Source organism: uncultured Prevotella sp. (assembly GCF_946407605.1).
Lineage (GTDB): Bacteria > Bacteroidota > Bacteroidia > Bacteroidales > Bacteroidaceae > Prevotella.
Genome location: NZ_CAMJOS010000004.1, coordinates 193,275 through 205,002, shown reverse-complemented (window position 1 = coordinate 205,002; position 11,728 = coordinate 193,275). Strand labels below are relative to the sequence as shown.

General features: G+C 48.8%; 9 protein-coding genes. 4 read left to right on the top strand and 5 right to left on the bottom strand.

The window, feature by feature from the left end; translation table 11 throughout:
* The first annotated feature begins 361 nt into the window (after nt 1-361).
* Nucleotides 362-538, top strand: a complete 177-nt coding sequence (locus Q0R57_RS03635) for a hypothetical protein (RefSeq protein WP_294744001.1) — start codon at nt 362-364, stop codon at nt 536-538.
* Between the two features lie 69 nt (nt 539-607).
* A complete protein-coding gene (locus tag Q0R57_RS03630; RefSeq protein ID WP_294744000.1) occupies nt 608-3,256 on the top strand; it encodes a C10 family peptidase in 2,649 nt (882 codons plus the stop codon).
* 102 nt (nt 3,257-3,358) lie between these two features.
* On the opposite strand, the gene Q0R57_RS03625 is transcribed toward Q0R57_RS03630, so the two are convergent.
* From Q0R57_RS03625 to Q0R57_RS03615, 3 genes are read right to left on the bottom strand one after another with little or no spacing between them, the layout of a single operon-like run.
* Nucleotides 3,359-4,969, bottom strand: coding sequence for a S41 family peptidase (locus Q0R57_RS03625; RefSeq protein ID WP_294743998.1), 1,611 nt, complete (start codon nt 4,967-4,969; stop codon nt 3,359-3,361).
* A gap of 25 nt (nt 4,970-4,994) precedes the next feature.
* A complete protein-coding gene (locus tag Q0R57_RS03620) occupies nt 4,995-6,947 on the bottom strand; it encodes a DNA topoisomerase IV subunit B (RefSeq protein WP_294743996.1) in 1,953 nt (650 codons plus the stop codon).
* A 19-nt stretch (nt 6,948-6,966) separates the two neighbouring features.
* Nucleotides 6,967-8,136 carry an N-acetyltransferase gene (locus Q0R57_RS03615; protein ID WP_294743994.1) on the bottom strand — a complete coding sequence of 390 codons (1,170 nt, stop codon included), beginning with the start codon at nt 8,134-8,136 and terminating at the stop codon, nt 6,967-6,969.
* Between the two features lie 156 nt (nt 8,137-8,292).
* Between Q0R57_RS03615 and Q0R57_RS03610 the strand changes: the two genes are divergently transcribed.
* Both Q0R57_RS03610 and Q0R57_RS03605 read left to right on the top strand, forming a co-directional pair.
* Nucleotides 8,293-9,474 (top strand): OmpA family protein, encoded by a 1,182-nt coding sequence (locus Q0R57_RS03610; RefSeq protein WP_294743991.1) that lies wholly within the window; start codon nt 8,293-8,295, stop codon nt 9,472-9,474.
* 72 nt (nt 9,475-9,546) lie between these two features.
* Complete coding sequence (locus tag Q0R57_RS03605) at nt 9,547-10,467, top strand: DMT family transporter (RefSeq protein WP_294743989.1); 921 nt, start codon at nt 9,547-9,549, stop codon at nt 10,465-10,467.
* Between the two features lie 44 nt (nt 10,468-10,511).
* On the opposite strand, the gene Q0R57_RS03600 is transcribed toward Q0R57_RS03605, so the two are convergent.
* Complete coding sequence (locus Q0R57_RS03600; RefSeq protein ID WP_294743988.1) at nt 10,512-10,874, bottom strand: helix-turn-helix domain-containing protein; 363 nt, start codon at nt 10,872-10,874, stop codon at nt 10,512-10,514.
* A gap of 17 nt (nt 10,875-10,891) precedes the next feature.
* A complete protein-coding gene (locus Q0R57_RS03595; RefSeq protein ID WP_294744013.1) occupies nt 10,892-11,191 on the bottom strand; it encodes a type II toxin-antitoxin system HigB family toxin in 300 nt (99 codons plus the stop codon).
* Nucleotides 11,192-11,728: the final 537 nt, after the last annotated feature.

The window sequence follows — 11,728 nt, the reverse complement described above, 5'->3', positions numbered from 1 at the left end:
TTTTCTTGTTTCATTTTACGTTGACTTTGTGTCAACTTTTTCTAGCGTAAGACATATGTCTTACTTAATCCCTTATTTATTATGTCAAAACCATGGGACAATTAATATCTGTGTAATCTGCATTCTGTGTGAAATTAGAAGAATTTGTGCGTATTTCGTGATTTTTTTCTGGATTTTACACCTTATTATAAAATAAATTAGTAATTTTGCAGCCGAAAGGCTGCGAAACTCGGCATCGCCTCAGCATAGCTCAAGTAAAACTTGACTCTGCATTCGGCTTGCACGAGCATTGTCAACCGAATAGCGTGTGATAATGAGCACGCTCGGCCATTGAAATTATAATCAACAACATAACAACAACATGAAAAAGAATTATGTAAAGCCTCAGATGCAGGTAGTAAAGATCAACCAGAGAATGAGCATCTTGGCAGGAAGTGATAAAGTGAATGGCGTCAGCGGCAACGCCGATCTCAATTATGGTGGTGGCGGCAGCGTAAGTGGCCGTAGCCGTGACTATGACGACTGGGACGAGGAATAAGATTCTAAGGACCAAGGTGCAAAGGAGGACGCAAGAATTCTTACAAATCTGACAAATCTTCAAATGAATATGATGACAAGCATGCTGCGGCGTGCCGCGCTGCTGATGGTATTGTTTGCCATGAGCAGTTTCAGCGTATATGCCGAGGAGGTGACGGCGGCTGACGCCTTACAGAAGGCACAGGACTTTGCCAACAGTCACTTCGCCAGGAAGGGTGGTGCCCCCAAGAGTAAGCCTGCCTCGCAAATAAAGGCGATAGGACAGGTGAGTGGACTCTATGTGTTTGGCCTGAGCGATGCGGGCGGTTTTGTCATCGTGAGCAATGATGACCGTACCGTACCCATCGTGGGCTATAGCGACAACGGCACCATCGATCCCAACAACATGCCTGATGGTCTGCGCTATATGCTCGATGGCTACAAGGAGCAGATAGCGCTATTAGGTGATACGGAAGTACCCGGCAGAGCAAACAGGGTTTCTGCAGGTGATCCTGTAGAACCGCTGATTACCACACGTTGGGGGCAAAGCACGCCGTATAATAACTACTGTCCAGAGATTGATGGTGATCGCACGTTGACAGGTTGCGTGGCCACGACCGTAGCACAGCTGATGTATTATCATTATTGCAAAGGTTTCTCTGCCGCCGCCAGCACGGCTATCCCGGGCTATTCCTTCACAGCCAAGAACAAGGCAAAAGAAGAGTTCACTATGAAAGTAACGGGGCTCAGTGCCACCTCCTTCAATTGGGCGGCAATGACCACCACCTATACTTCAAGCAGTACGGGTGAGTCTGCCGATGCTGTGGCCAAACTGATGCAGTATGCCGGCACGTCACTATTCATGATGTATGGTCTGAATTCTTCAGAGGCCTATAGCGAGGATATTCCCTATGCACTAAAGACTTATTTTGGCTTTGATGGCGGCATCCAACATTGCTACCGCAAGAACTACAGTTACGACGCTTGGGTGAGTCTCATCTACAGCGAGCTGGCTGCCGGACGTCCCGTAGCGTTGGGAGGGCAATGTAGTGGTGGAGGCCATTCGTTTATCTGCGATGGCTATAAATACGAAAATGAAGCCGACTATTTCAGTATCAACTGGGGCTGGGGCGGCGGTGGTAATGGCTATTTCCTTCTGTCATTGCTCAGTCCCTACAAAAATGGCTACTGCGGTTTGTCTCGTGATGATGGTTTCAGCTGGGGGCAAGATGCTGTCATCGGTATTCAGCCTCCCGTCGATAATAATCCGGACTACTGCCTCTCGCTGGAAGGTCTGCACCTTGGCGGCAGCGATGAAATATTGTCAAGCAAGACATTCACCCGCGAAGCCTCTACAGATTCCTTCACTGGCATCAGCCTCTATTACAAGGTCTACAACTATTACCGTGGGGGCAGTCATACGTTCGACACAACTGTACAATTGGTGGACGCCAGTGGAAATTTGATACAAACGCTTGGTGAAAATGCTGTGAACCAGACGAAAAATTGGAACGAGACTATCGAGGTCACGCTCAACGACCTCTCCATCCCTTCAGGCATAGGCAACGGCACATATTATATTAAGGTCATGAGTCGGCCCCATGGCGAATCGAATTGGCAGGAATGCTTCGATGGCGACGCCTATAAGATGACGGCTACCATCAGTGGCAACAATCTGACCATTAATGTTCCCATCCCAGCGAATATTATTCCCACCGCGACGCTCTCTATCACAGGAGATCATATGACAGGTCATGAGTATATAGCTACCGCCACCATCACAGGTGGAACAGGTCCTTACAATGGTGATATTGTCCTGCGTGTCAATGGTACTGCCATTGTTGGTAAGACGCTCAACGTTGGTGCCGGCAAGAATGTTGTGATGGAGTTCCCCTTCATTCCAATCCATAGTGGTGTCAATACAGTTGCACTCTATACAAGTAGGACTGGCGGAACTCCAATCATTTCAGAAGACATTAGTGTCTCTTTTGTCATTGACAATTCCAAGGAGAACTACTACATTATCGAGGACAATGATGGTAAGACAGTCAGTGCCACCCTCTACGGCCGCAAGTTATATAAAGACGGCGACTGGAACACTATCTGTCTGCCGTTCAATGTGACCGATGGTGACAATACCGATGAACTGACTTTCAGCGACACACCGCTTGAGGGCGCTGAGGCTCGCACGCTTACTGAATCTGCTTTTAGCAATGGTTCCCTGACATTGAATTTCAGCGACCCCGTTGCTACATTGGAGGCAGGCAAGCCTTATATCATCAGATGGGACAAGGCTGTGGACTACAAGGACGATGACGCACACAACATTGTTGATCCCGTGTTTAACAGCGTCAAGATTGACAAGACATATCGGGATGTGACAACGACTACCTACGTAGACTTCTTGGGTGTCTATAATTATCATTTCATAAAAGAGGATAATCATAGCGTTCTCTTAGTTGGTGCCAATAATAAGTTGTTCTGGCCTCAAGAGAACGCTTCTTTAGGTGCTTGCCGCGCCTATTTCAAGCTAAAGAACGGACTCACGGCTGGAGAAGTGGCTGCGGCACGAATGAACTTCGATGAAGGCACACAGACAGTTATGGGTCACACAGAAATCACGGAAATCACAGAAAAGGCTGACGCCGCTTGGTATACGTTGGATGGTCGGAAGATCGATGGTAAGCCTACGCAGAAAGGCCTATATATATATAAAGGTATAAAGAGAGTGGTGAAGTAATTTAATTGTCACACAGAAATCACAGAAATCACAGAAAATTTTGGCTGCGCATGGAGTCTTAAAATAAGTTTCTGTGATTTCTGTGATTTCCGTGTGACCTTATTATTGTAGTAATTCTAAGGCTTTTTTTACTGCCTCGCTATCCTCGTTGAACACAGAGAAATATTCGTTCATGTCCCAGAGGTCGCGGGCTATCAACGCCTTCATCTGGAGCTTTAAGTAGGGCAGCGTCTGCTGCATCTCGGCATCGTCCTTGGGTTTGATGTTCTGCTTCTCACCCTCTTTTACAATAGCATCGACGAGAGACTGTGGTATCTCGAACTCCGCCTTGAACTTGGCGAAGTCGGGGTATTGCTTCTTCAGCGCCTTGCGGTTCTTGTCGACATAGCGCAGGTTCTGCTGGATGATGACGCTCTTGGCGGCCAGCTCACGATGGTATCTGGTGTAACGAGTGGTGTCGAGCGGAATGAAATAGTCGGGCATGATGCCACCGCCGCCATAGACGGTGCGCTGCTTTTTCAGCGTCTGGTACTTCAGCGAGTCAGCGAAATGGATGCTGTCGGCATTGGTCAGTTCACCACTGTTCAGACGGTTGAGCAGGTCCTTGTCGTAGCTCTTCTTGTCGCCCTTCTCGTAGGGCTTCTGGATGCAGCGGCCCGAGGGGGTGAAGTAATGGGCGATGGTGAGACGGATCATAGAGCCGTCGAGCAGCTCGATGGGTCGTTGTACCAAGCCCTTGCCGTAGGTGCGACGACCCACGACGAGACCACGGTCCTGATCCTGGATGGCACCAGTAACAATCTCGGCGGCAGAGGCGGTGAACTGGTCGACCAGCACCACAAGGCGCCCCTGACGGAACGAGCCGTTGCGGTCGGCCTTATAGTCGCGACGAGGCACCTGTCGGCCCTCGGTATAGACGATGAGGTCACCAGGCTCGAGGAACTCGCCAGCCAGGTCGGCAGCCGCCTGCAGATAGCCGCCACCATTCTCCTGAAGGTCGAGCACCAGGTCTTTCATGCCCTCAGCTTTAAGCTGGGCCATGCGTTCCTTGAACTCATCGTAGGTGGTGGCGCCAAAGCTGCCAATGCGGATATAGCCCACGCCAGGCTTGAGCATATAAGAGGCATCGACGGTATGAACGGGAATTTTGTCACGCTTCACCTTGAAGGTCAGTAGGTCCTTGATGCCAGGACGGACGATACGCAGGTCGGCGATGGTGCCTTTGGGACCACGCAGACGGCGCATAATCTCCTCTTTTGACATCTTGACGCCAGCGATGGCGGTATCGTTTACCATCACAATGCGGTCGCCTGCCACGATGCCCACCTTCTCTGACGGACCGTTGATGACGGGCTGGATGACGATGAGGGTGTCCTCGACCATATTAAACTGTACGCCGATACCCTCGAATGAGCCGTTGAGGGGTTCAGTCATCGCCTTCGTCTCCTTGGGTGTGGTATAGGTGGAGTGGGGGTCCAGCTTCTCGAGCATGCCGCGGATGGCATCCTCTACAAGTTTCTGTTCGTCGACCTCTTCCACATAGAGGCTCTTGATGGCCATCTCGGCAATGCTGAGCTTTCGCAACTGCGACTCAGCATTGGCGCGATTGTCGGTGACTATCAACTGAGCTTTTATGGGTAGAAAGGAGAACAGGCAAAGCGGCAAAACGCCCACGAAAAGTCTTTGTACCCAGCTATTATTTCTTTTCTTCATTTTGTTGTTTCTACTTTTACTTTCTTTATTCTTCCTCCTCTTCTTCAGGACGGTCTTCCTCGATGACCAGATTGTCGATGATGAAGTTCTGGCGCTCCATAGTATTGTCGCCCATATAGTATTCCAACAGTTTCTGAACCTGGTCGTGCTTATGAAGCGTCACCTGTTCCATGCGGATGTCTGGACCAATAAAGCCAGCAAACTCCTCTGGAGAGATCTCACCCAAGCCCTTGAAACGCGTAATCTCAGGGTCAGGACCCAGGTCCTTGATTGCAGCCAGACGTTCCTCCTCGCTATAGCAATAGCGGGTGATGAAGTCGCTCTTCTTGCCACCTTTGGCATCGTTCTCAGCAATGATGTTCTTGTCTCTTATCTTCGTACGGCGATTGCGTACTCGGAAGAGGGGAGTCTGCAGCACATAGACATGACCTTCGCGCACCAGCTCTGGGAAGAACTTCAGGAAGAAGGTGATGAGCAGCAGGCGGATGTGCATACCATCGACATCGGCATCGGTGGCCACTATCACCTTATTATATCTAAGGGTGTCGAGACCGTCTTCGATGTCGAGGGCCGCCTGCAGCAGATTGAACTCCTCGTTCTCATAGACCACCTTCTTCGTCAGTTTAAAGGTGTTCAGGGGTTTTCCTCTCAGAGAGAATACAGCCTGCGTGTTGACGTCACGACTCTTGGTGATAGAACCGCTGGCCGAGTCGCCCTCAGTAATGAAGATGCACGAGTCCTGCTTGCGGTCGTTCTTGATGTCGCTATAGTGGATGCGACAATCGCGCAGTTTGCGGTTGTGCAGGTTGGCTTTCTTGGCACGCTCGCGGGCCAGCTTGGTGACGCCAGCCATCGCCTTACGTTCCTTCTCGCTCTCCTTGATCTTGTTTTCCAGCACTTCCGTCACATCCTGATGGATATGCAGGTAGTTGTCCACCTCCTGTTTGATGAAGTCGCCTACATATTTATTAATACTCACACCATCAGGCGACATCGTCAGCGAGCCGAGTTTGATCTTTGTCTGACTCTCGAAGATAGGCTCTTCTACATTGATGGCTATGGCAGCCACGATACCTGTGCGGATATCGCCATATTCGTATTTGCCGAAGTATTCCTTGATGGTCTTGGCAATATGCTCCTTGAAAGCACTCTGGTGAGTACCGCCCTGAATGGTGTATTGGCCATTGACAAACGAGTAGTACTCCTCACCATACTGATTGGAATGGGTGAAGGCAATCTCGATATCCTCGCCCTTCAGGTGGACAATAGGATAGATGCCGTCGTTGGTCATGCGGTCGTTGAGCAGGTCTTCCAATCCGTTGCGAGAGTAGATGCGGCGACCATTATACATGATGGCGAGGCCTGAGTTCAGGTAGGTATAGTTGCGGAGCATAGTCTCCACAATGTCATCATGGAAGGAGTAGTTCTTAAACAAGGTGTCGTCAGGTTCAAAGAAGATATAGGTACCCGTCTCGTCCTCAGAGGGTTCAGTGACGTCGCTCTTCAGGATACCCTTCTCGAAGACCACCTTACGAACCTGTCCGTCACGATAGCTGTGGGCCTCGAAGCGAGAGCTGAGGAAGTTGACGGCCTTGATACCCACGCCGTTCATACCCACAGATTTCTTAAAGGCCTTCGAGTCGTACTTACCACCAGTGTTCAGCTGGCTGACGGCCTCGATGATCTTTCCCTGAGGGATACCACGACCATAGTCGCGCACACTCACTCGGAGATGGTCTTCGATGTCAATCTCTATTCGCTTGCCAGCATTCATGCGGAACTCGTCGATAGAGTTGTCGATGGTCTCCTTGAGTAACACGTAGATGCCGTCCTCGGCCTTCGAGCCGTCGTCAAGGCGACCCACATACATACCAGGACGAGTACGGATATGGTCTACATCAGACAAGTGACGGATATTGTCCTCGTCGTACTGTATCTTTTCGTTCTCTTTTCCGATGCTAATATTATCTTCTGCCATAACGTTTTCTCTTCACCTTTCACCCTTCACCTTTCACCAAACTCTTCTTATAGCACCTGCGGCGCTTGTGCTGCTCGTGGTCGAAATACATCCACTGGCCCTGCACCTTATCGTTGGACTCCATCTCCACATGGGTCTCGCCCCATTTGAAGCCATACTTCTGGTAAACGGGGATGAGATGATAGAACAGCAGCGCATTTGCACCCTTTGCGCGGTATTCTGGTAATATGCCGACAAGTAGCAAGTCCACAATGTCTGTCTTGTGGAACTTCAAGGCACGCATAATATGCCACCAGCCAAAAGGAAGCAGCCTGCCGTTGTGACACTTCTGCAAGGCTTTAGTCAGCGATGGAATGGTGATTCCCACGCCGATAACTGGATGGTCAGGCAGGTTCCAGTCCTCAATGACACAGAGCATATCCATGCTGAAGAACTTGAAATACTGCTTCACATAGACATCAATCTGCCTCTGCGTCATCTGCGAATAGCCATAGAGATGTCCGAAGGTCTTGTTCACCACGTCGAGCACCTTCTGTCCGTACTGCTCAGGACCGAACACCTGGCTGCGCTTCAATTTAGGCGCATGAAGGTTATAGCGCTGCATGCACAGCTCAGCCACGCGCTTCATCTTGTCAGGCATACCTTCTTTCGGCACAAACACCTTATACTCTACGTAGTCATTGTCCTTCTCGTAGCCCTCCATCTGCTCCATGTGGCGCGGATAGTACTCATAGTTGTACAGCGTCGCCATCGTGTTAAGCTCCTCGAAGCCCTTGGTCAGCATGCCCTCTGGGTCCATATCCGTGAATCCCAACGGGCCGATAATCTCCTTCATGCCCTGCTCGCGACCATAGTCCTCCACAGCCTTCAGCAGCGCTTTGCTGACCTCGACATCATCAATGAAGTCGAACCAGCCGAAACGTACGGCTGGACGGTTCCACTGCTCATTATAGCGACGGTTGATGATGGCAGCCACTCGGCCCACCACCTTTCCGTCCCTGTAAGCCAGGAAATACTCCACATCGCAGAAATCGCAGGCAGGGTTCGTCTCGCGAGTCAAGGTGTTCACCTCGTCGCTATACAAATTGGGAGCATCGTATTTGTTGCCCCTATACAGGTCATAACGAAACTGGATGAATGCCTCAAGTCCTTGCTTGTCGGTCACACGTCTAATCTCTATTGACGACATATTTTCTCCTCTTTATTTATTACAATGTACAAAGGTAGTGATTTTTTTAGAAAATATGGACATCAATTAGAAAAAAAATGATAAAATTAGTGATAATATCAGAAAAAAGCATTATCTTTGCACGCAAACAATAACTCATTAAACAATCTAGAGCACATGAATACCAAAAAAATGTTCTTCGCCGCAGCTCTTTCAATGCTGATGGCTGGTGCCGTTCAGGCACAAGAGGGAGTTAAGTCCTTTTCATTTGTTGAGGCCCAGGGTGGCGTTCAGCTGACGTCAACTGATGCCAAGATGGACAAACTGATTACCCCAACGGCAGCCCTGTCGTTCGGACATTATTTCACACCTGTTGTCGGAGCCCGTTTGCACGTCAATGCATGGGAGTCGAAGAGTGGTTACAACGACCAGTTCTATAAGTGGAAGTATGTGACCCCCGACCTCGACCTGTTGCTGAACCTGAGCAACATCTTTAGCAAGAAGCAGGTTCATGCCTTGAATGTCATCCTATTGGGTGGTGTTGGTTTGAACTATGCTTGGGACAACGATGACCTGAAGGGTCTCAACCTGCCTGCTAACGCTACGCCGCTGGCATGGGACAAGAACCGTCTGAGCCACAACCTGCGTGCTGGTCTGCGTGTGGAGACGAATCAGGCTAAGCGCCTTGGCCTCTCTCTCGAAGTTAACGCCAACTCGCTGAGCGACCGTTTCAACTCAAAGACCAACAACTCTGACGACTGGATGTTCACCGCTATGCTGGGTCTGAGCTTCCGCTTCAACCAGAAGAGCGCTGCTCCTAAGTACATCACCAAGATGGTTGAGATTGTTGATACCATCGAGGTTGACGAGCCTTACGTTACCAAGGAGATCGTGAAGCGTCCTAAGGAAGTGAAGGAGAAGAAGAACATGAACGAGGCCATCTTCTTCAAGATTGCCCAGAGCGATGCTGACAAGGCTGCTGGTGTTGACGAAGCCATTAAGAAGGTGGCCGACCTGATGAAGACCAGCGACGATGCAGTATTCACAGTTACAGGTTATGCCGACAAGGGCACTGGTACTCCAAAGATCAATGCGAAGTATGCTAAGCTGCGTGCTGAGGACGTGACCAAGAAGCTGGTCGACGAGCACGGCATCGACGCTTCTCGCATCAAGACCGACTCAAAGGGCGACACCGTTCAGCCGTTTGAGGAGAACGACAAGAACCGTTGCGTCATCATCACTGGTGAGGGTACTTTCAAGGTTACCGTCTACGAGGATGCAGAGGTAGAGAAGAAGGAAACCAGAAAGGTGAAGAAGGTTCGCGTTCGCCAGGAGGAAGTAAAGGAGCGCGTTGACTAACAGACATTACATCTTTAACAAATATCTCATCCAGGCCGAAAGACCTGGATGATTTTTTACACAAAACAGACTATGACATACTTAGGAGAACTGATATCAATAGGTGTAGCGTTCTCGTGGACAGCAACGGCGCTGCTGAGCGAGTTTGGCTCAAAACGACTGGGCAACCTGACACTAAATGTGCTGCGAATGGCTTTGGCACTGGTATTCTCGCTGGTGCTCTTTGCTGTGGCAACGGGAAGTCCCTTGCCAGCAGGAGCATCGTTTGAAGCCGCAGGCTGGATGCTGCTTTCAGGACTCGTGGGTTATGTCATAGGTGACTTCTGCCTCTTCCAGTGCTATATAATAATAGGTTCGCGTTATGGACAGCTCTTCATGACGCTGGCCCCATTGGCTGCCGCCCTGATGGCCTGGGTGACGTTAGGTCAGCAGATGAACGCCATGAGCATCGTGGCTATGATGGTGACGCTTCTGGGTATCAGCATCTCAGTACTGGGACGTGGCGAGCATCATAAAGTGTCGCTGAAACTGCCCCTCAATGGTGTGCTCTTCGCCATTGGGGCAGCAGTATGTCAAGGTATTGGACTGGTGTTAAGCAAGATTGGCATGGACCATTACGTCGCCTCTGCTGATATGCCTGAGTGGCTGGTGCCCTTTAATGCCAACTTCTATCGTTGTGTGGCAGGCATCATCGGCTTCTCATTATTACTTTGGTTTCGTGATGGGTTCAAACCTTTGCGTGAAGCCATGCACGACAAAAAGGGCTTGAGCGTTGCCACAGCCACCACTATCTTTGGACCTTTCGTTGGGGTGGGCTTCTCGCTCATGGCTGTGCAATATACTGGTGCTGGCATCGCCTCCACCCTGATGGCTATGACACCCATCATCATCATTCTGCCTTCTTACTGGCTCTTCCACGAGAAAATCACTTGGCGTGCCGTCCTTGGTGCCATCATCTCCGTCGTTGGCGTCAGCCTGTTTTTCCTGAACTGATTTATTAAAGTACCTGGTTGCTAAGGCACGAAAAAGACACAATTCTAACAACCTAACATTGCTGCAGGTGTTATGCCAAGTGTCGTACAAAGCAAACGAGCGACTTTAAGTGTAGGTTCAGCACGACCAGAAATGTAGTCACTAATACGCGACGGGCTTACTCCAATCTCATCTGCCAGTTGCTTCTGACTCATGTTCTTTTCGTCAAGCGATAACTGTATGAGCTGTGCTACAGTAGGCTTAGCAATAGGGTAGTGTTCTTTCTCATAATCTATCACAATATCCGACATCATAGTCAGCTCCACCGCATTGCGATCGTTCGCAGGGGTGTTGTCATCAACTATCGGCAGCAGTTCCTCAATGCGTGCCAATGCAAATTCGTATTTCTCCTTTGTAATCTTACCCATATTCTTTCCTCCTTATTCTAAATTGTTGCTGCGTCTATCTTATCATATTCGCTGTGAGTGCCCACAAATCGGATAAATATATGTCCTATTGTGAATTTAACCACTACTATCAAGCGATATTTATTCCCCTTGATGTTGAACACGTAATGCTGGTTGCCAACGTAGTCTGTAGCAGGAAAATCAACCTTGATATCTGATAGGTTCTTCCAATCTGCTTTTTCGGCTGTGTCGTACCAGCGTTCGAGAGCTGCCTGTGAGTCTCCATGTCCTTCCGAACTATAGAACTCAACCAATCTTCTATGTGATACTATTCTCATTTCGGGGACAAAGATAAATAATAATTTTGAAATACGCAAGTTTTCTATTAATTTTGTTTTGATTTTCAAAAGATACGATCTTCTGTTTCTTTATTCAAAATTGTAATCGAACTGACCAAATCTTTGGACTAAAACCTCAATAGAAAAGCATAAGGGTCAGAGAATGATTACACTCTCAGCCCCCTTCTAACAGGAGTCTTCATCGATGAAAATACCTTTAGAGTTGGAAATCGTGAGTATATAAGACAATAAGAATGTCTTATACATTATAGTTCTATTGCGACCTTGCAACGCTATAACTTGATAAAAATTTAACATGACAGATTTACTAACGTAATCTGCTGTGTATGCTTACACCAGTAATTATTGGGGTTAGAGAAAAATATTTTCACTGACTCCAATATTTTTAATCAGCAAGGACTCTTAATCATTTTCCCTGCAAAGGTAGTTTTTTTCGTTGCAGGCTTTGCAACCTATGTTTCAGGCTTTGAAACTTGTGTTGCAGGCTTTGAAACTTATGTTTCAGGCTTTGCAATA

Bases quoted from the DNA above. Each gene is read 5' to 3' on its own strand.
- Q0R57_RS03635 (WP_294744001.1), top strand. From the start codon at position 362: ATGAAAAAGAATTATGTAAAGCCTCAGATGCAGGTAGTAAAGATCAAC.
- Q0R57_RS03630 (WP_294744000.1), top strand. From the start codon at position 608: ATGATGACAAGCATGCTGCGGCGTGCCGCGCTGCTGATGGTATTGTTT.
- Q0R57_RS03625 (WP_294743998.1), bottom strand. From the start codon at position 4,969: ATGAAGAAAAGAAATAATAGCTGGGTACAAAGACTTTTCGTGGGCGTT.
- Q0R57_RS03620 (WP_294743996.1), bottom strand. From the start codon at position 6,947: ATGGCAGAAGATAATATTAGCATCGGAAAAGAGAACGAAAAGATACAG.
- Q0R57_RS03615 (WP_294743994.1), bottom strand. From the start codon at position 8,136: ATGTCGTCAATAGAGATTAGACGTGTGACCGACAAGCAAGGACTTGAG.
- Q0R57_RS03610 (WP_294743991.1), top strand. From the start codon at position 8,293: ATGAATACCAAAAAAATGTTCTTCGCCGCAGCTCTTTCAATGCTGATG.
- Q0R57_RS03605 (WP_294743989.1), top strand. From the start codon at position 9,547: ATGACATACTTAGGAGAACTGATATCAATAGGTGTAGCGTTCTCGTGG.
- Q0R57_RS03600 (WP_294743988.1), bottom strand. From the start codon at position 10,874: ATGGGTAAGATTACAAAGGAGAAATACGAATTTGCATTGGCACGCATT.
- Q0R57_RS03595 (WP_294744013.1), bottom strand. From the start codon at position 11,191: ATGAGAATAGTATCACATAGAAGATTGGTTGAGTTCTATAGTTCGGAA.